A 19,438-nucleotide genomic window follows, 5' to 3' on the forward strand; every position below is an offset into this window, starting at 1 on the left:
ACGATGGGAAATGTATATACGGTCAGTCAGGTCAACCAGTACATTAAAAATATGTTCACCCAGGACTTTCTGTTAAACCGTATCCATGTCCGGGGGGAAGTGTCAAATTGCAAATATCATCCAAAGGGACATGTTTACTTTTCCCTCAAGGATGAATCAGGGATGATCTCTGCCATCCTCTTTGCGGGGAACCGAAAAGGGCTTCCGTTTCGGATGCAGGACGGCCAGCAGGTGGTAGTCTTTGGATCCATTTCCACTTACGAACGTGACGGCACGTATCAGCTATATGCCAGGGAGATTGTCTTAGACGGGGCGGGGCTTCTGACACAGAGATTTCAGGAGCTCAAAGAGGAGCTGGAGGAGATGGGGATGTTTGCCCCGGAATATAAACAGCCGATCCCACCCTATGCAAAGACGATCGGCATCGTGACTGCACCGACAGGAGCCGCTATCCGTGACATCATTCACATTGCGAAACGGCGCAATCCTTATGTAAAGCTTTTGCTTTCCCCGGCTTTGGTGCAGGGGGAAGAGGCGGCGCCAAGCATTGCGGCGGCAATCCGTCGGCTTGAGAAAGAGGACGTGGACGTTATCATTGTCGGTCGGGGCGGAGGCTCGATGGAGGATCTTTGGGCCTTCAATGAGGAAGAAGTTGCAAGAGCCATCTTTCACTGCCCGGTACCGGTGATCTCAGCGGTAGGACATGAGACGGATACGACGATTGCGGATTATGTGGCGGATCTTCGGGCTCCAACGCCGTCTGCGGCGGCAGAGCTTGCAGTGTTTGACGCATGCGCCGTCAAAGAGGAGAAAGAGAAACGCATGCTGACGCTTCAAAGAGAGATGGAAAGGCGGATTCAGACGATCCGGATGCAGCTTTCAAAGGAGCAGGAGATTTTCCGGAGACTTCATCCGGGCGTACAGATTGCAGGACAGCGAAGACGGCTTGCGGATTTGGAGCTTCGGGTTCGGGAGAAGATGGAGTGGAAAATCCAACGGAACCGTCAGAGACTGGCAATGCAAATGGAAGTGTTTGCGGGACTTTCCCCGATGGGAAAGCTCAATCAGGGCTATGCGTTCGTGACAGGAGAAGACCAACAGGCGGTGCGAAGCATCAGCGGGGTTCGGCAGGGAGAGCATCTGACTCTCTATGTGAGAGATGGAACGATCGATGCGGTCGTGGAAAGGACGAGAAAAAAAGACGATGGAGATTAACGAAATCTTTGAAAAGCTGGATGATATCCAGGAAAAGATGCAGTCAGAGGAAATCTCTCTGGAGGATTCTTTCCGGTATTATGCGGAAGCGATGGAGCTTTTGAAACAGTGTGACGAGCAGATCGGCGCCGTGGAAGAGAAGGTGCGGATTCTGGATGAGAATGGAGAAAAACATGAGTTTGAATAATTGGGAATCAAGTCGAGAAGAAAAAGTATCAGAGATCGAGGAGATATTAAAAAGCTATCTCCCAAAGCAGGAGGGATTCCAGAAGGTGATCCTGGAGGCTATGGAGTACAGTCTCATGGCAGGGGGGAAGCGTCTTCGTCCAATGCTGATGCTGGAGACTTACCGGATGTTCGGAGGGAAGTCGGATATCATTCGCCCTTTTGCGGCTGCCCAGGAGATGATCCATACCTATTCCCTCGTACATGACGATCTTCCGGCGATGGACAACGATGAATTTAGAAGAGGCCGCAGGACGACTCATGTGGTCTATGGAGAGGACATGGGAATCCTGGCGGGAGACGCTTTGCTGAATTATGCCTTTGAGACGGCTGCCACGGCTTTTGAGATGGAGCCGGAGTCGGCGCCGGTCATAGGAAAGGCGATTGCGATTCTTGCAGGGAAAGCCGGGGTGTACGGTATGATCGGCGGCCAGGTGGTAGATGTATCTTCTTCAGGGCGGCAGATCGAGAGGGAAAAGCTGGATTTTATTTATGCACTCAAGACCGGGGCACTCATCGAAAGCTCCATGATGATCGGAGCTGTTCTTGCGGGGGCATCGAAAGATGAGATCCGGACGATAGAGAGGCTCGCCTCTAAGGTGGGACTTGCGTTCCAGATTCAGGACGATATTCTGGATGTGACAAGTACGACGGATGAGCTCGGAAAACCGGTCCACAGTGATGAAAAGAATGAAAAGACGACCTATGTGACACTGAGGGGACTGGAGCAGGCGAAGCGGGACGTGGAAGTCATCTCGGAGGAGGCTCTTACACTTCTTGAGGGGCTTCCGGTGGCGAATCCATTTCTGACAAGACTGCTCCGGGAATTGATACATCGAAAGAAATAGTGAGGGATTTCTGTGGTACTTGAGAGGATACAAAAAGAAAATGATATTCAAAAGATAGCAAAGGAAGATCTGCCCGTACTGGCACAGGAGATCAGGGAGTTTCTCGTGGAAAAGATCAGCCGCACCGGGGGACATCTGGCCTCCAACTTAGGCGTGGTAGAGCTGACGATGGCGATGCACCTTTGTTTCCACCTGCCGGAGGATAAAATCATCTGGGACGTGGGGCACCAGTCCTACACCCACAAGATTCTGACCGGACGTCGGGAAGGCTTTGACGAGCTTCGAAAGTACGGAGGCATGAGCGGGTTTCCGAAACGTAAGGAGAGTCAGTGCGACGCATTCAACACCGGACACAGCTCTACTTCAATCTCTGCGGGTCTTGGCTATGTGGAGGCGCGGGATATCCGGGGGGAAGACTACCACGTGATTTCAGTGATCGGTGATGGCGCTCTGACCGGAGGAATGGCGTTTGAGGCTCTCAACAATGCATCCCATCTGGAGAAGGATTTTATCGTTGTCCTCAATGACAACCAGATGTCCATTTCCCAGAATGTAGGCGGAATGTCCCGGTATCTGGATGGAATCCGGACGGCGGATGCCTACACGAATCTGAAAAAAGGACTGGAAAAGGCCATCCGGAAGATCCCGTCCGGCGGAGACCAGATTTTAAGCCATCTGCGAAAGACAAAAAGCAGTATCAAACAGCTTTTTGTGCCGGGGATGTTTTTTGAGGACATGGGCATCACTTACTTAGGACCGGTGGACGGCCACAACCTAAAAGAGCTGATCCGCGCATTTCGGGAGGCGAAGAAAGTAAAAGGGCCGGTGCTGCTTCATGTGCTGACAAAGAAGGGGAAAGGCTATCTTCCGGCGGAGGAGGAGCCGTCTCGTTTCCATGGGACCGAACCTTTTGACATCCGTAGCGGAAAACCATTAAAAAAGAAAGAAAAAGACAGTTATACCGATGTGTTTGCCAAAGTGATGTACGACATGGGGGAAAAGGAGCCGTCTTTGGTTGCCATTACGGCGGCCATGGAGGACGGAACCGGACTGGCGCCGTTTCACAGGAAATACCGGAACCGTTTTTTTGACGTGGGGATCGCGGAGGGGCACGCCGTGACCTTTGCGGCGGGACTTGCTGCCGGCGGGCTGAAGCCAGTATTTGCGGTCTATTCGTCCTTTTTACAGCGGGCCTTTGACCAGATCATCCATGATGTTGCACTCCAGAATCTTCCGGTCGTCTTTGCGGTGGACCGGGGCGGACTGGTTGGAAGCGACGGGGAGACCCACCAGGGAATCTTCGATCTGTCCTACCTGTCCATGATTCCGAATATGACGGTGATGGCTCCGAAGAATAAATGGGAGCTTGCGGATATGCTTCGTTTTGCTATCGGATATACGGGTGGCCCGGTGGCTATCCGCTATCCAAGAGGAACGGCATACGACGGTTATAAAATGTTCCGGCAGAGGGTTTGTTACGGACAGGCGGAGATCATTTTTGATGAGGAAGATATCGCTATCATAAGCGTCGGACATATGTTTGAGACAGCGGCGAACGTTCGGGAAAGGCTAAAAGAGGCCGGCTTAAACGCAAGCCTTGTGAATGCCCGGTTTGTAAAGCCGCTTGACGAGGAGTGCGTCGCATCTCTTGCCAAGGAGCATATTCTTCTGGTGACGATTGAGGAAAATGTAAAGAGCGGAGGATTTGGAGAGCGGGTACTGGATTATGTGAGCCGGATGGAGCTTGCCTGCAAAGTCGTAACGATTACACTCCCGGACGATTATATTGAACACGGCAGTGTGGATATGTTAAGAAAAGAAGTGATGCTGGATGAAGAATCCATTTACAAAAAGATTCTTACTGTTTATGCAGGAATCCAGCATCAGACAGTATCAGATAAAGGAGACCAGTAGAACATGAAAGAACGTCTGGATGTATTGCTTGTAAAGCGAAATCTGGCCGAGTCCAGGGAGAAGGCCAAGGCGGTGATTATGTCCGGGAATGTATTTGTGGATGGACAGCGGGAGGATAAGGCCGGGACGACATTTCCGGAGGATGTGTCCATCGAGGTCAAAGGACATGCCCTTCCGTACGTCAGCAGAGGCGGACTGAAACTGGAAAAGGCCATGAAAGAGTTTGACGTGGAGCTTGCGGATAAGGTCTGTACGGATGTGGGGTCCTCTACCGGGGGATTTACGGACTGTATGCTGCAAAATGGGGCGAGAAAGGTGTTCGCCATTGATGTGGGGAGAGGACAGCTTGCCTGGAAGCTTCGTCAGGATGACAGGGTCGTCTGTATGGAAAAGACGAATATCCGCTACGTGACCCCGGAGGATTTGGGAGAGCCGATCGATTTTTCCTCCATTGACGTGTCTTTCATCTCTCTGACCAAGGTACTCCTTCCGATTTACCGGTATCTGACGGAGGGCGGAGAGATCGTGGCGCTGATCAAACCGCAGTTTGAGGCAGGCAGGGAGAAGGTCGGGAAAAAGGGCGTTGTACGGGAGAAGAGCACCCACGAAGAAGTGATCCATACCGTGACAGACTACGCCGCATCCATCGGATTTACGGTGAAGAAACTGACTTTTTCTCCGATCAAAGGACCGGAGGGGAATATTGAATATCTCGTCCATTTAAAGAAAGCGAGGGAGGAAGCCTGCGACGTGCCGTCTGAGGAGGCGGTGAAGGGCATCGTGGCAGAGGCCTTTGGAACACTGGCAAAATAGAAAGATGAAACAGGTTTATATTATTACAAATAACGGAAAAGACGAACATCATAAAGTTACGAGACAGGCGGCGTCCTATCTGGAAAGCCGGGGCGTCCATTGTATTTTGGACGGGGAGGAGACAAAGGAAATGGACGTGGACTGTGCGGTCGTAATCGGAGGGGATGGGACCCTCATCCTTGCGGCACGGGAGTTGCTGCAGCGGGAGGTGCCGATTTTAGGAGTCAATATGGGTACGCTTGGATATCTGACGGAAGTAGAGGTGCAAAATCTCTTTCCGGCTCTCGACCAGCTCCTGGAAGGGAGCTACACCGTAGAAAACCGGATGATGCTCTCTGGGACAGTCAAGGACTTTCGGACGGATGTGGCCCTCAATGATATTGTAGTGACAAGAAGCGAAAACCTTCATATCGTACGGCTCAACCTCTATGTCAACGGTGTGTATCTGACGTCGTATCAGGCAGACGGCCTTATCATTTCCACGCCGACGGGATCCACAGCTTACAACCTGTCGGCAGGCGGACCGATTGTGGAACCGACGGCGTCCCTGATTCTGATTACCCCGATCTGTTCTCATTCCCTGAATAACAGCAGCATCGTGGTTTCGGACGCGGATCTGGTGGAGGTGGAGATCGGATCCAGAAGGAACAAGGAAGAGGAGGAAGCGATTGTTACCTTTGACGGTACCGATATCATGCGGCTTCGCACAGGGGAACGGGTAGTAATCCAGAAAGCACAGGAAGTGACGAAATTGATTAAACTGAGCAAGTTGAGTTTTGTGGAGACACTGAGGGAAAAAATGAAAGGAAATTAGCCGAATGAAAGTAAACAGACACGCAAAGATTGTGGAACTGATCCGAAAATATGACATCGAGACACAGGAAGAATTGGCGGAACGCTTAAATGAGGCTGGATTCAAGGTGACACAGGCGACAGTATCCAGGGATATCCGAGATCTGAAGCTGACAAAGGTACCTGCGGAGAACGGCAGGCAAAAGTACGCCCTTTTGCGTCACGACGGCAAGGAGATGAGTGAGAAGTACATCCGGATTCTGCGGGATGGATTCGCCTCCATGGACATGGCGGAGAATATTCTTATTATCAAGACCGTGCCGGGGATGGCCATGGCGGTGGCAGCCGCTATCGACGCCTTACAGTGGCACGAGATCGCCGGGTGTATTGCCGGGGACGATACGATCATGTGTGCCGTCCGCAGCAAAGAAGAGACGGTGGACGTGATGGACCGTCTGCGTGGAATGGTCATGTAAGACGGTTTCTGGCAGGAAACGGATAAAAGAAAAGGGAGGAGACATGTTACAAAGTCTGCATGTAAAAAATCTGGCGCTGATTGAAGAGGCGGAGGTCGAGTGGAAGGAAGGACTGAATATTCTTACCGGGGAGACCGGAGCGGGGAAATCCCTTTTGCTTGGTTCTGTCCACCTGGCCCTGGGAGGGAAATACAGTGCCGCTATGCTCCGGGAGGGAGCAGACTATGGACTGGTGGAGCTGGTCTTTTACGTTTGTGATCCACGGCAGCAGAAGAAGCTTGAGAGACTTGAGATTGTCCCGGAGGATGGAATTGTAGCTCTGAGCCGGAAGCTCATGGACGGCAGAAGTATCAGTCGTATCAATGGAGAAATGGTACCAATCGGGCGGCTCAAAGAGGCAGCGGAGATTCTGATTGATATTCATGGACAGCACGAGCACCAGTCTTTACTGTACAAGAAAAAGCATCTGGAAATCCTGGACGCCTATGCAAAAGACGAGGCAGAGTCTGTAAAAAAGCAGGTACGGGAAGCGTACCAGATCTACAGGGAAGCAGTCCGAGTCTTGGAGGAAGCGGACAAAGGAGAGGCCGAGCGGAAAAAAGAAGAAGATTTTCTCTCTTTTGAGGCAGAAGAAATCCGGGAGGCTGCCCTCATTTTGGGAGAGGATGAGGAACTGGAATCCCGTTATAAGAAGATGAGAAACGCAAGGAAGATTATGGAAAGCCTGGAAGAGGCATACGAGTGTACAGGGGGGCTTTCCGAGACGTCAGCGTCCTCATCCCTTGGCCGAGCCATCCACGCCATGTCCGAAGTGTCATCCTACGATCCGAAGATGGAAGAGCTCTATGGAGAACTACTGGAGATCGAAAGTCTTCTTGGAGATTTCAACCGGGAATTGTCCGATAGCCAGGATGACTTTTCTTTTTCCGAGGAGGAATTCTACGAAACGGAAAATCGGCTCAATACGATCAACCATTTGAAAACAAAATATGGGAACTCCATCGGGGAAATTCTGCATTATGCAGAGGAGACCGAAAAGAAGTTGGCGGTTCTTCAGGATTATGATGCATATCTGGCATCCTTACGAGAGAAGAAGGATGTGGCACAAAAGGAGCTGGACCGGTGGACAAACAAGCTTACCGAAATCCGCGAAAGCTATGCAGGAGGCCTCTCAGAAGAGATCAGGCAGGGAATTCTTGATCTCAATTTCCTCAACGTGGAATTTGATACTGTGATCCGCCCTCTTCCGGATTACACCGAATCTGGAAGAGATGAGGCGGAATTTATGATTTCTCTGAATCCGGGGGAAAAGAAAAAACCACTCGGTATGGTGGCGTCGGGCGGAGAACTCTCCCGGATCATGCTGGCGGTCAAATCCGTGCTGGTGGATAAAGACGAGGTGGAAACCCTCATCTTCGACGAGATTGACACCGGAATCAGCGGCAGAACCGCGCAGAAAGTGTCCGAAAAGATGGCGCTTCTCGGGAAACGTCATCAGGTACTGTGCATTACCCATCTGGCACAGATTGCGGCCATGGCGGACGCACACTACCTGATCGAAAAACAGATAAATGACAATAAGACTACCACGGAGATCCGGCTTCTCGGAGAGGACGAGAGCATCCAGGAACTTTCCAGGATTTTAGGTGGCGCCAAGATCACTGAGGCGGTTCAAAGTACGGCAAAAGAGATGAAAAAACTGGCTGAAAACATGAAAAGTAAACACCTCGCAGAATAGAAAACAGGGATCTGCACAAACTATTGGGGACATGTTCCGATTGATCGGAACATGTCCCCAAAAATCATTTTCAGAATATTCTGTTTTAGGAGGCGTGATATGTGGGTGAAATGGTATCGAAGGGGCGTCCTGATCGTACTGGTAGCATTTATGATTCTGGGAGGAAGTTATTGTTTCCTGGAGTGGAAACAGGGACAGTTTGAACAGGAGGTCAGTACATCGCAGGTGGATGAGAATCTTGTGATCCCAGGCGGGATGCCGGTGGGACTTTATCTGGAGACGGACGGTGTGATGGTGCTTGGGACCGAAGCCGTGGAGGATGAGGATGGGACGAAAAAGGAGCCGGCCAAACACCTTGTCAAAGCGGGGGATTACATTGTAGGGGTTGATGACAACACGATTGGGACAAAAAAGGAACTCCAGCAGGTGATAGGAACAAAAGAAGCGGAGGAGGTCGTTCTGCACCTCAGGCGAAACGAAGAGTTCCTGGATGTAAAAACGGGGCTGATCGACAGTGGGGAAGGGAAAAAACTCGGCATTTGGGTCAAGGACAATGAACAAGGGCTAGGGACCGTGACGTTTTTGGACAGCCAGAGTCACTTTGGCGCACTGGGTCATGGGATCCGGGATACGGATACGAATGAGCTTTTGGAGATCGGGGACGGCCGTCTTTACACGACCAGCATCCAGGATATCAAGAAAGGTACTTCCGGAAATCCCGGTGGCATGGAAGGAGTCATTGTCTATAATAATTATAATATTTTAGGTTCCATCACCCAGAATACAGATGAGGGCATTTATGGCACGGTAGACCGGATCGACGCCCTCTTTTCTAATCAGGAGCCGGTTCCGGTCGCTGCCAAGGAAGAGATTCATACCGGTGACGCCGTGATCCGTTGTGCTGTGAGCGGTAAAGTGGAAGAGTACAAGATTCGTATTACAAAAATCGACTGGAATGCCAGGGAGTCGAATAAGACCTTGGTGATCGAGGTGACGGATCCGAAACTCCTTGACATGACCGGCGGAATCGTGCAGGGAATGAGCGGGAGCCCGATTCTCCAGGACGGGAAACTGATAGGGGCTGTCACCCATGTGTTCGTTCAGGACGCCAGGATGGGGTACGGTATCTACATCGGCAATATGTTGAACCATGTCAAATAAGGGAAAATAGTGGTGCCATGTGTCGAATTGTTACGACAGCAAATTCTTGATTTGGCAAAATACGAAATTTATAATAGTGATCGTAGCGTTTTTTAGGAAAGAATGGGAGAAATCGGAGGTTGAAAGGAACATGGATCAAGTGAATGTAGCGATCGCAGACGACAATGAACGAATGTTGGAACTTTTGGGAAATATTATTTCATCGGACAAGGAACTTTCCCTTGTAGGAAAGGCGAACAATGGAGAAGATGTGTACCGAATTATAAAAACAAAAGAACCTGATGTCGTTTTGCTGGATCTGATTATGCCAAAAGTCGATGGCTTAAGTGTCATGGATATGGTAAATAAGGACAAGACGATCCAGAAACGGCCGGACTTTATCATTGTCACAGCGGTCGGACAGGAGAAGATCACAGAAGATGCATTCCGTAAAGGAGCGGCCTACTACATTATGAAACCATTTCGGAACGAAGTACTGATCGAGAAAATTAAAAATACAAGGTGCAAAAGACATGCGGAGCCCTTCATGCAGGCCATGGAAGTACGGAAACGGGAAGAAGAGAGGAAGCCTTTGGAGACCCGCGTTACAGATATGATCCACGAGATCGGCATCCCGGCCCACATCAAAGGGTATCATTACTTACGGGATGCCATCATTATGGCGGTGGAGGATATGGACGTCTTAAATGCTATCACGAAAATCCTCTATCCGACTGTGGCCAAGAAACATCAGACGACGGCAAGTAGGGTGGAGCGTGCCATCCGCCATGCCATCGAGGTGGCGTGGAGCAGAGGGAAGCTTGATGTGTTAGACGAGCTGTTTGGATATACGGTCAGCAACGGAAAAGGAAAACCGACCAACTCCGAGTTCATCGCCCTGGTGGCGGACACCATCCGATTAGAATATAAACATCGATAATTCTTTGCAAATATCGGAAAATGCGGTATAATAAGTCCATAGTTTATGTTTATATTCAGGAGGAAGACTTATGAAGAAAATATTATTTGTAGCATCTGAGTCGGTTCCATTTATCAAGACAGGGGGGCTGGCAGACGTTGTAGGTTCCCTGCCAAAATATTTTGACAAAGAAAAGTATGACGTCAGAGTGATGCTTCCAAAATATATGTGCATGAAGGAAGAGTGGAAGGAAAAGCTGACATATAAGACCCATTTTTATATGGATCTGAACTGGAGAGAACAGTACGTCGGAATTTTAGAGCTTGTCCATGAGGGCATTACATTCTGGTTTATTGACAATGAATACTACTTCAACGGCTTCACTCCTTATGGGGACACAAAGTGGGATATTGAGAAGTTTGCGTTTTTCTCCAAGGCGTCATTAAGCGCCCTGCCGCTTCTTGATTTCCGCCCGGACATCATTCACTGCCATGACTGGCAGACTGGGCTTGTACCGGTGTACCTTGATAATTTCCGGTACGGCAATGAGTTCTTCCGTGGTATCAAAACGGTGATGACGATACATAATCTGAAATTTCAGGGAGTATGGGATACGAAGACAGTAAAGGATATCACAGGACTTCCGGCTTACTATTTCGCGCCGGACAAGCTGGAGGCTTATAAGGATGCCAATCTTTTAAAGGGAGGTATCGTCTATGCGGACAGGGTGACGACAGTCAGCAGTTCTTACGCTGAAGAGATCAAGCAGCCGTTTTACGGTGAGCGTCTGGATGGACTGATGAATGCAAGATCCAACTGCCTGTCCGGTATTGTAAACGGCTTGGATTACAATGAGTGGAATCCGGCGACTGATCCGATGATCGAGCACCACTACGACGCATCCAACTTCCGTAAGGAAAAGGTAAAGAATAAGCTCGCCCTACAAGAGGCGCTTGGACTCAATCAGGACAAGAAGGTGATGATGATCGGTATCGTTTCCCGTCTGACTGATCAGAAGGGCTTCGATCTGATTGCTTATGTGATGGACGATCTGTGTCAGGATGCCGTACAGATTGTGGCGCTTGGAACGGGAGAAGAGCGTTATGAAAATATGTTCCGCCATTTTGCGTGGAAGTACCAGGGCAAGGTTTCGGCCAATATTTACTATTCCGAGCCGATCTCTCATAAGATCTATGCGGCATGCGACGCATTTCTTATGCCGTCATTGTTTGAGCCGTGCGGACTGAGTCAATTAATGAGCCTGCGCTACGGCACTGTGCCGATCGTACGGGAGACAGGTGGCCTGAAAGATACGGTTGAGCCGTACAATGAATTTGAAAAGAAAGGAACCGGCTTTAGTTTTGCAAACTACAACGCACATGAGATGCTTGCAGTCATCCGGTATGCGGAGAAGATCTACTACGACAAACGCCGTGACTGGAACAAGATCGTGGAGCAGGGAATGAGCAGGGACTTCTCCTGGAAGAATTCCGCGAAGCAGTACGTGGATCTCTACGAGAGTCTGTAGGTTCAGCAATACAAAAGACAGCTTAGGAGTAAGACATGAAAATCAAAGAGAAATTACAATCGGGAAATGTACATATATCATTTGAAGTATTTCCGCCAAAGACAGATGACAAATACGAAAGCGTGGTGAAGGCGGTCGATGAGATCGCGACTGTCCGCCCGTCTTTTATCAGTGTGACCTATGGGGCAGGCGGCGGCACAAGTAAGAACACTGTGGGGATCGCCTCCCATATTCAAAACGAGCTTCACGTTCCGAGCCTTGCACATCTGACCTGCGTGTCCTCGACGAAAGCGGAGGTGCGTGAGGTCGTTCACAAGTTAAAGCAGGAAGGGATCGAGAATGTACTGGCGCTTCGGGGCGACATTCCGGAAGGGATGGCATACCCTGCGGAAGATAAGTTCCAACATGCGGCAGGGCTCATCGAGCTTTTGAAAGAAAGCGGGGATTTCTGCATTGGCGGCGCCTGCTATCCGGAAGGACATGTGGAGAGCGATACTCAGAAGGAAGACATCCGTTATCTGAAGGAAAAGGTGGACTGCGGTCTGGATTTTCTGACAACCCAGATGTTTTTTGATAACCATATTTTATATAATTTCCTGTATAAGATCCGGGAGGCGGGGATTACCGTTCCGGTGCTTCCAGGTATCATGCCTGTTACCAATAAAAGTCAGATCAGACGGATCTGTTCCTTATCCGGAACCTATCTTCCGGAGCGTTTTAAGGCGGTCGTAGATCGTTTTGGGGATAACCCGAAAGCGATGAGGCAGGCAGGAGTGGCCTATGCCACAGATCAGGTGATCGATCTGATAGCCAACGGTATCAATAACATCCATATTTATTCTATGAATAAGCCGGAAGTTGCAAAGGCGATCATGGAAAATCTATCGGAGATTGTAGATGAATAGGGAGATAAGGGAGGCCATCCGTTATCTTGGATATGGAAGACATGCGATAGATGAGCAGACACTTGCTTTGGTGGAGTGTTCCATGGAGGAGCTGAAAGCCAAAGTAAGAGAGCGATTCATCTATCGCATTTTTGAATTATCCCAGAAAGACGGAGTCCTCCAAATCGGAGACTGGACCATTGAAAGTAAAGGTCTTTCCCGAAACTTAAAAGGCTGTGGCCGTGTGGCGGCCTTTGCGGCCACTCTGGGGACGGAAGCGGATCAGATGATCAGGAGGGCATCTGTTATGGAGATGGCAAAGGCAGTGGTCTTACAGTCCTGTGCGGCGGCGCTTCTGGAGGAGTACTGCGACGACTGCCAGGAAGAGATCGCAAAAGAACTATCCTGCGAGGGCTGGTATCTGAGACCAAGATTCAGTCCTGGTTACGGAGACTTTGATATCCGGCACCAGGAGAAGCTGCTTGCGCTTTTGCAGGCGGATAAGAAGATCGGCCTGACGATGACAAAAAGCTGTATGCTTACACCGACCAAATCGGTTACAGCGTTGATCGGAATCAGCCGGGAGCAGATTCCCTGTCACCGGCAGGGGTGTGAGGTGTGTGAAAAGGCAGATTGTCTTTATCGGAGAGCATAAAAGTCAGGAACGGATAAGGAGTGAAAAGATGAGAGAACGGCTTGGAAAAGAGTTATTGTTTTTAGACGGCGGGATGGGAACCCTTCTGCAGGAGCGGGGACTGCAGCCGGGAGAGCTTCCGGAGACATGGAATATCCGAAAGCCTGGGGAGATCACAGAGATACACAGACAGTATTATGAAGCGGGAAGCGACATTGTGCTTGCCAATACCTTCGGCGCTAATGCACAGAAATTTCACGATGACACCTGGCCGCTGAAAGACGTGATCTTCGCAGCAGTGGAAAACGCCAAGAAAGCCAGAATTCTGGCGGGAAAAGACGACGGCAGACATTACGTGGCGCTTGATATGGGACCGACCGGAAAGCTTCTGGAGCCGATGGGAGACTTGTCATTTGACGCAGCCTGCGAGGCGTTTGCCGAGGCCGCGAGACTGGGAGCCGAGGCCGGCGCCGATCTGATCCATATTGAGACGATGAGTGATACTTATGAATGTAAGGCAGCCGTTCTGGCGGCAAAGGAGCAGACAGATCTTCCGGTCTTTGCGACATTGATTTTCGATGAGAAAGGCAAACTGCTTACCGGTGGAGACGTGTTAAGTACCGTAGCTCTGCTGGAGGGCCTGGGTGTGGACGCTCTTGGTATCAACTGTGGTCTGGGGCCGCGGCAGATGCTCCCGATTCTAAAGGAGATCTGCAGGCATGCGAGTATTCCGGTAATTGTGAAGCCAAATGCAGGACTGCCAAAGCAGCGGGGTCAGGAAACTTACTATGATGTGACACCGGAACTGTTCGCCGGATGGATGCAGGAGATCGTAAAGGCCGGGGCTTGTATCGTGGGCGGCTGTTGTGGTACGACGCCGGAGCATATCCGCAGGATGACGGATATCTGCAAAGATATGGCCGTACAGAAGCAGACCGAGAAGGAGGAGACGGTGGTTTCTTCTTATGGACAGGCCGTGATTTTGGGTGACTGTCCGGTGATCATTGGAGAGCGGATCAATCCGACCGGAAAGAAACGGTTTAAACAGGCACTAAAAGAGCATGATATTGATTATATTTTAAAAGAAGGAATCCTGCAGCAGGAACAGGGCGCGCATATTTTGGATGTGAATGTAGGCCTTCCGGATATTGACGAGCCATCTATGATGGAAGAAGTCGTAAGAGAACTGCAGGGAATTACCAGTCTCCCACTTCAGATTGATACGGTGGATCAGGAGGCGATGGAACGAGCTATGCGGGTTTACAACGGAAAGCCCATGGTCAATTCTGTCAGCGGCAAGCAGGAGTCCATGGATATGGTCTTTCCGCTCGTACAAAAATACGGCGGCGTTGTGATCGGACTTGCGCTGGATGAACAAGGAATCCCGGACACAGCCGAGGGGCGGGTGGAGATTGCCGGAAAGATTATCCGGGAGGCAGCGAAATATGGAATCCGGCCCAAAAATATTGTCATCGATGTGCTGACGATGACGATCAGTTCGGAACCCGAGGGAGCCATTACCGTACTGAACGCCCTGGAGATGGTACGAAATAAGTATCACGTCCGTACAGTCCTTGGCGTGTCTAATATCTCATTCGGACTTCCATACCGGCCGGCAGTGAACTCGGTGTTTTATGCCCTTGCCATGCAAAAGGGGCTGACTGCCGGAATTATCAATCCTGGATCTGAGGAGATGATGAAGGCATACCGCTCGTATCTGGCGTTGATGAATTTTGACCCGAACTGCGAGGGCTATATTGCGGCTTATGCAGGCTATACCCAGCCGGAAGGTGTCCGTGCCGTAGGGACCCAGCCGGTTTCCGGGGGAAGTGTGAGGGAGATGACCTTGCAATACGCCATCGAGCGGGGGCTAAAAGAGGAGGCGTCCCGACTGACAAAAGATCGAGTGGCAGCAGAAGATCCGCTTGCTATCATTAATGAGGATCTGATTCCGGCACTCGACATCGTAGGGAAACGCTTCGAAAAAGGAACGCTGTTCCTGCCTCAGCTTCTGATGAGTGCGGATGCCGCCAAGGAAGCTTTTGCGGTGCTGAAAGAGACGATGGATCGAAGCGGCGTCGTGCAGGATAAGAAAGGGAAGATCATCCTTGCCACAGTCAAGGGAGATATTCACGACATTGGGAAGAATATCGTCAAAGTACTGTTGGAAAATTATGGATTTGACGTGATTGATCTTGGAAAGGATGTGGAACCGGAACGAATCGTCGAGACAGCAAAGAGCGAGCAGGTCCGGCTGGTGGGATTAAGCGCCCTGATGACGACAACGGTCGTTAACATGGAAGAGACGATCCGATTGCTTCGCAAAGAGAAGCCGGACTGCCAGGTGATGGTGGGCGGAGCCGTCTTAAACCAGGAATATGCCGATATGATCGGAGCGGATTTCTACGGAAAGGACGCTATGCAGTCCGTTTACTTTGCTCAGCGACTGCTTGACACACCCGGCACGATCCATTATGATAAATAAGATAGACAAAAAGAGAAGATTGAAAGATACAATGAGGAGGCATTCAAAGTCATGCAGACTTATGGGGTAAATGAATTAAGAAAGATGTTTCTTGATTTTTTTGAGAGTAAAGAGCATCTTATTCACAAAAGTTATTCACTGGTGCCACACAATGATAAGAGTTTACTGCTCATCAATTCCGGTATGGCGCCGCTGAAACCGTATTTTACCGGACAGGAGATTCCGCCAAAGCGTCGGATGGCGACCTGCCAGAAGTGTATCCGTACCGGTGATATCGAAAATGTAGGAAAAACCGCAAGACACGGCACCTTTTTTGAGATGCTGGGCAACTTTTCTTTTGGTGATTATTTTAAAAGAGAGGCTATCCACTGGTCCTGGGAGTTTTTAACTGAGGTGGTGGGTCTTGATCCGAATCGCCTGTATCCGTCCGTATATGTAGATGATGACGAGGCGTTTGAGATCTGGAACAAAGAGATTGGGATTCCGGCCAAGCGGATCTTCAAGTTTGGAAAAGAGGATAATTTCTGGGAGCACGGTTCCGGACCATGCGGGCCATGTTCTGAGATTTACTATGACCGTGGCGAGAAGTACGGCTGCGGCAGGCCAGACTGTACTGTAGGTTGCGAGTGTGACCGTTACATGGAAGTCTGGAACAATGTCTTCACCCAGTTTGATAATGACGGCCACGGCAATTACAGTGAGTTGGAGCAGAAGAATATCGATACCGGAATGGGACTGGAGCGTCTTGCTTCTGTTGTACAGGACGTGGATTCCATCTTTGATATCGATACGATGAAAGCGCTCCGTGACCACGTGTGCCGTCTGGCAGGTGTAATCTATAAGCAAGATGAAAAATCGGATATTTCCATCCGCGTCATCACAGACCATATCCGTTCCGTGACATTTATGATTTCCGACGGGATTATGCCGTCTAATGAGGGAAGAGGTTATGTGCTGCGCCGTCTGCTGCGGCGTGCCTGCCGCCATGGAAGGATTCTTGGCATCGACGGGAAGTTCTTATCCGGATTGTGCGAGACCGTGATTGGGGGATCAAAAGACGGTTATCCGGAGTTGGAAGAGAAACGTGATTTTATCCTCAATGTCATCAGCAAAGAGGAGGATCAGTTTAATAAGACCATTGACCAGGGACTTGGTATCCTTGCGGAGATGGAAGGTGAAATGAAAGAAAAGGGCGAGACCGTATTGTCCGGCGATCATGCGTTCAAGCTCTATGATACCTACGGATTTCCGCTTGATCTGACAAAGGAGATTCTGGAGGAGAAAGGCATCTCTGTAGATGAAGAGGGATTCCAGAAAGCGATGCAGGTACAGCGTGAGACGGCCCGTGCGGCAAGGGGAGTGACCAACTATATGGGAGCAGATGTGACTGTGTACGAGTCCATCGATCCGTCTGTGACCTCCATCTTTGTGGGCTATGAGACACTGATCCACACGTCAAAAGTGACAGTGCTGACAACAGAGAGCGAGATTACCGATGCACTGACCGAAGGGGTAGAGGGAACGATCTTTGTCGAGGAGACGCCATTCTATGCCACAAGCGGCGGACAGAATGCGGACCATGGCGTGATTACGTCTGAGGATGGAAGCTTTGTCTTCCAGGTAAAAGATGTGAAAAAACTTCTCGGCGGTAAGATTGCTCATATCGGAACAACAGTAAAAGGCATGGTCCGTACCGGGGAAAACGTGGTTCTGAAAGTAGACGAGGAAAACCGCCGCCTTTCCGGAAGAAACCATAGTGCGACCCACCTGCTTCAGAAAGCGCTGCGTACCGTACTTGGCACCCACGTAGAGCAGGCAGGTTCTTATGTGGACGCCGCGAGACTGCGCTTTGATTTCACCCATTTCTCCGCGCTGACACCGGAGGAAATCAAAGAGGTGGAAGAGATTGTCAACCGAGCAATTGCGGACGCCCTTCCGGTGAAAGTGGAGAATCTTCCGATTGAAGAGGCGAAGAAGACAGGAGCGCAGGCACTGTTTGGAGAGAAGTACGGGGATATTGTACGGGTAGTCAGCATGGGAGAATTTTCCAAGGAATTCTGTGGCGGAACCCATGTGGACAATACCGCGTCCATCGGCTCCTTTAAGATCATCTCTGAGTCCGGTGTGGCAGCAGGCGTGCGGAGAATTGAGGCTCTGACATCCCAGGGTCTGATGAACTATTACGCAAATCTGGAGCAGATCCTCCATGAGACGGCAAAGGCACTTAAGACGACGCCGGAGCACCTCGAAGAGAAAATCGGACATCTTCAGTCTGAGAACAAGGAGCTTAGAAGCGAGGTAGAGAGCTTAAAGAGCAAGCTTGCCAAGGACGCGATGGGAGATGTGACAGACCAGGCAGAAGTGCTTGACGGGATCTCCGTGATCACCGCAAAGGTCGAAGGTGTGGATATGAACGGACTGCGTGATCTGGGTGACCAGCTCAAAGAGAAAGTGGGAGAGGGCGTGATTGTGATTGCGTCTGTAGCGGACGGTAAAGTCAGCCTGATGGCAACCGCGACGGATGGCGCGGTGAAGAAAGGTGCCCATGCAGGCAATCTCATTAAGGCTATCGCAGGACTGGTTGGCGGGGGCGGCGGTGGACGCCCGAACATGGCTCAGGCTGGCGGAAAGAATCCGGACGGCGTGGACGCGGCACTGGCAAAGGCAAAAGAGACCGCAAAAGAGCAACTGGCGTAGTGTCTTTGGCACTGATTTTTCCGGAAAGCTATGAAAAATACCTTGACGGATAAGGAAATTATGGTATAATACTTGTAGTGCAATAAAATACCCGAACAGTCGTATGATGCACAATACAGGACTGGAGGGGAGGTTAGGTGTGAGATTATGTCAAATGTAATCGTTAAAGAAAACGAAAGTTTAGACAGCGCTTTACGCAGATTTAAACGTAACTGCGCCAAAGCTGGTATCCAGCAGGAGATTCGTAAGAGAGAACATTACGAAAAACCAAGCGTAAGACGTAAAAAGAAATCTGAGGCTGCCAGAAAACGTAAATATAACTAAGATGTGCAGAAACAGGATGCCGACCGGCATCCTGTTTTTTCTATCACACAGGAATACCTTTGACACATGGAAACCTATGAAAAGTAAGAATGAGACAGGAGAAATATATGAGTACAATTCTAATTGTAGAAGATGATGTCAATATCAATGAGATGCTGAAAGTAGCGCTTCAGAAGGAGGGATATTCTTGCATCCAGGCGTTTTCAGGGACAGAGGGCAGACTTGTATTATCTCAGGAGGAGCCGGATTTGGTGCTTTTGGACTTGATGCTTCCGGGGATGTCAGGGGAGACGCTTCTGGAGGAGATCCGGCAGACAAAGCGGGTGGTACCGGTCATTGTCCTGTCGGCCAGAGATGAGATGGATTCTAAGGTTGACATGCTTCTTAGCGGCGCGGATGATTATGTGGTAAAGCCGTTTGAAATCCGGGAAGTGCTGGCAAGAGTCCAGGTTCAGCTTCGGAAACGCACCGGACAGGAAGAGAAAAAGGTTCTGGAACATAATGGCTTGCTTCTGGATACGGAGGAGCACCAGATCTATGTGGACGGCGTGAGGCTGGAAGGGATTACGAGGCAGGAATTTCTCATCTTACAGCTCTTTCTTCGCTGGCCGAAAAAAGTATTCAGCAAGGAAGAGATTTTTGAGGCGGCATGGGAAGAGCCGTTTATGGGTGAGACGAAGGCAATCGACGTCCATATTAGTAATATTCGTAAGAAAATGAAGGCAATTTCTGAGAGGTCTTTTATCGATACGGTTTGGGGGATCGGATATACACTTTCCAGATGATATCTTTACGAAGTCTTTACT

The 19,438-nt window shown here is 50.0% G+C and carries 17 protein-coding genes; all 17 read left to right on the forward strand.

The window, feature by feature from the left end:
- The first annotated feature begins 3 nt into the window (after nucleotides 1-3).
- The 17 genes from xseA to AOA56_RS05685 all read left to right on the forward strand — a co-directional run bounded on the left by xseA (nucleotide 4) and on the right by AOA56_RS05685 (nucleotide 19,417).
- Nucleotides 4-1,215, forward strand: coding sequence for an exodeoxyribonuclease VII large subunit (xseA, locus tag AOA56_RS05605; RefSeq protein ID WP_053769135.1), 1,212 nt, complete (start codon nucleotides 4-6; stop codon nucleotides 1,213-1,215).
- On the forward strand, nucleotides 1,205-1,402 hold the full coding sequence (gene xseB / locus AOA56_RS05610) for an exodeoxyribonuclease VII small subunit (protein WP_238117756.1): 198 nt from the start codon (nucleotides 1,205-1,207) through the stop codon (nucleotides 1,400-1,402). The genes xseA and xseB overlap by 11 nt, the downstream gene beginning before the upstream one ends.
- Nucleotides 1,389-2,288 (forward strand): polyprenyl synthetase family protein, encoded by a 900-nt coding sequence (locus tag AOA56_RS05615; protein ID WP_053769136.1) that lies wholly within the window; start codon nucleotides 1,389-1,391, stop codon nucleotides 2,286-2,288. Before xseB ends, AOA56_RS05615 begins: the two co-directional genes overlap by 14 nt.
- A 12-nt stretch (nucleotides 2,289-2,300) precedes the next feature.
- A complete protein-coding gene (gene dxs, locus AOA56_RS05620; RefSeq protein ID WP_053769137.1) occupies nucleotides 2,301-4,202 on the forward strand; it encodes a 1-deoxy-D-xylulose-5-phosphate synthase in 1,902 nt (633 codons plus the stop codon).
- 3 nt (nucleotides 4,203-4,205) lie between these two features.
- Nucleotides 4,206-5,015 carry a TlyA family RNA methyltransferase gene (locus AOA56_RS05625; RefSeq protein WP_024732265.1) on the forward strand — a complete coding sequence of 270 codons (810 nt, stop codon included), beginning with the start codon at nucleotides 4,206-4,208 and terminating at the stop codon, nucleotides 5,013-5,015.
- A gap of 4 nt (nucleotides 5,016-5,019) precedes the next feature.
- Nucleotides 5,020-5,829 (forward strand): NAD(+)/NADH kinase, encoded by an 810-nt coding sequence (locus AOA56_RS05630; RefSeq protein ID WP_024732266.1) that lies wholly within the window; start codon nucleotides 5,020-5,022, stop codon nucleotides 5,827-5,829.
- Nucleotides 5,830-5,833: 4 nt separating this feature from the next.
- On the forward strand, nucleotides 5,834-6,283 hold the full coding sequence (gene argR, locus AOA56_RS05635) for an arginine repressor (RefSeq protein WP_024732267.1): 450 nt from the start codon (nucleotides 5,834-5,836) through the stop codon (nucleotides 6,281-6,283).
- A 43-nt stretch (nucleotides 6,284-6,326) separates the two neighbouring features.
- The gene (recN, locus tag AOA56_RS05640) at nucleotides 6,327-8,021 is read left to right on the forward strand and encodes a DNA repair protein RecN (RefSeq protein ID WP_053769138.1); all 1,695 of its coding nucleotides are present in this window, start codon (nucleotides 6,327-6,329) and stop codon (nucleotides 8,019-8,021) included.
- Between the two features lie 99 nt (nucleotides 8,022-8,120).
- Nucleotides 8,121-9,182: a SpoIVB peptidase gene (gene spoIVB / locus AOA56_RS05645; protein WP_024732269.1), complete on the forward strand. Its 1,062-nt coding sequence runs from the start codon at nucleotides 8,121-8,123 to the stop codon at nucleotides 9,180-9,182.
- Nucleotides 9,183-9,312: 130 nt separating this feature from the next.
- Complete coding sequence (spo0A, locus tag AOA56_RS05650; RefSeq protein ID WP_024732270.1) at nucleotides 9,313-10,101, forward strand: sporulation transcription factor Spo0A; 789 nt, start codon at nucleotides 9,313-9,315, stop codon at nucleotides 10,099-10,101.
- Nucleotides 10,102-10,171: 70 nt separating this feature from the next.
- On the forward strand, nucleotides 10,172-11,608 hold the full coding sequence (gene glgA / locus AOA56_RS05655) for a glycogen synthase GlgA (RefSeq protein ID WP_048621583.1): 1,437 nt from the start codon (nucleotides 10,172-10,174) through the stop codon (nucleotides 11,606-11,608).
- 35 nt (nucleotides 11,609-11,643) lie between these two features.
- Complete coding sequence (gene metF / locus AOA56_RS05660; RefSeq protein ID WP_024732272.1) at nucleotides 11,644-12,513, forward strand: methylenetetrahydrofolate reductase [NAD(P)H]; 870 nt, start codon at nucleotides 11,644-11,646, stop codon at nucleotides 12,511-12,513.
- Nucleotides 12,506-13,147, forward strand: a complete 642-nt coding sequence (locus AOA56_RS05665) for a vitamin B12 dependent-methionine synthase activation domain-containing protein (protein WP_024732273.1) — start codon at nucleotides 12,506-12,508, stop codon at nucleotides 13,145-13,147. Before metF ends, AOA56_RS05665 begins: the two co-directional genes overlap by 8 nt.
- Nucleotides 13,148-13,175: 28 nt before the next feature.
- Complete coding sequence (locus AOA56_RS05670) at nucleotides 13,176-15,611, forward strand: homocysteine S-methyltransferase family protein (protein WP_053769151.1); 2,436 nt, start codon at nucleotides 13,176-13,178, stop codon at nucleotides 15,609-15,611.
- A 51-nt stretch (nucleotides 15,612-15,662) separates the two neighbouring features.
- A complete protein-coding gene (alaS, locus tag AOA56_RS05675; RefSeq protein WP_053769139.1) occupies nucleotides 15,663-18,308 on the forward strand; it encodes an alanine--tRNA ligase in 2,646 nt (881 codons plus the stop codon).
- Nucleotides 18,309-18,455: 147 nt separating this feature from the next.
- Nucleotides 18,456-18,632 carry a 30S ribosomal protein S21 gene (gene rpsU / locus AOA56_RS05680; protein WP_005603101.1) on the forward strand — a complete coding sequence of 59 codons (177 nt, stop codon included), beginning with the start codon at nucleotides 18,456-18,458 and terminating at the stop codon, nucleotides 18,630-18,632.
- 107 nt (nucleotides 18,633-18,739) lie between these two features.
- A complete protein-coding gene (locus tag AOA56_RS05685; protein WP_053769140.1) occupies nucleotides 18,740-19,417 on the forward strand; it encodes a response regulator transcription factor in 678 nt (225 codons plus the stop codon).
- The last annotated feature ends 21 nt before the right edge of the window (nucleotides 19,418-19,438 follow it).

The organism is Sellimonas intestinalis, assembly GCF_001280875.1.
GTDB lineage: Bacteria > Bacillota > Clostridia > Lachnospirales > Lachnospiraceae > Sellimonas > Sellimonas intestinalis.

Coding starts and splice junctions, on each gene's coding strand:
- xseA (WP_053769135.1), top strand. CDS start 4: ATGGGAAATGTATATACGGTCAGTCAGGTCAACCAGTACATTAAAAAT.
- xseB (WP_238117756.1), top strand. CDS start 1,205: ATGGAGATTAACGAAATCTTTGAAAAGCTGGATGATATCCAGGAAAAG.
- AOA56_RS05615 (WP_053769136.1), top strand. CDS start 1,389: ATGAGTTTGAATAATTGGGAATCAAGTCGAGAAGAAAAAGTATCAGAG.
- AOA56_RS05625 (WP_024732265.1), top strand. CDS start 4,206: ATGAAAGAACGTCTGGATGTATTGCTTGTAAAGCGAAATCTGGCCGAG.
- AOA56_RS05630 (WP_024732266.1), top strand. CDS start 5,020: ATGAAACAGGTTTATATTATTACAAATAACGGAAAAGACGAACATCAT.
- argR (WP_024732267.1), top strand. CDS start 5,834: ATGAAAGTAAACAGACACGCAAAGATTGTGGAACTGATCCGAAAATAT.
- recN (WP_053769138.1), top strand. CDS start 6,327: ATGTTACAAAGTCTGCATGTAAAAAATCTGGCGCTGATTGAAGAGGCG.
- spoIVB (WP_024732269.1), top strand. CDS start 8,121: ATGTGGGTGAAATGGTATCGAAGGGGCGTCCTGATCGTACTGGTAGCA.
- spo0A (WP_024732270.1), top strand. CDS start 9,313: ATGGATCAAGTGAATGTAGCGATCGCAGACGACAATGAACGAATGTTG.
- glgA (WP_048621583.1), top strand. CDS start 10,172: ATGAAGAAAATATTATTTGTAGCATCTGAGTCGGTTCCATTTATCAAG.
- metF (WP_024732272.1), top strand. CDS start 11,644: ATGAAAATCAAAGAGAAATTACAATCGGGAAATGTACATATATCATTT.
- AOA56_RS05665 (WP_024732273.1), top strand. CDS start 12,506: ATGAATAGGGAGATAAGGGAGGCCATCCGTTATCTTGGATATGGAAGA.
- AOA56_RS05670 (WP_053769151.1), top strand. CDS start 13,176: ATGAGAGAACGGCTTGGAAAAGAGTTATTGTTTTTAGACGGCGGGATG.
- alaS (WP_053769139.1), top strand. CDS start 15,663: ATGCAGACTTATGGGGTAAATGAATTAAGAAAGATGTTTCTTGATTTT.
- rpsU (WP_005603101.1), top strand. CDS start 18,456: ATGTCAAATGTAATCGTTAAAGAAAACGAAAGTTTAGACAGCGCTTTA.
- AOA56_RS05685 (WP_053769140.1), top strand. CDS start 18,740: ATGAGTACAATTCTAATTGTAGAAGATGATGTCAATATCAATGAGATG.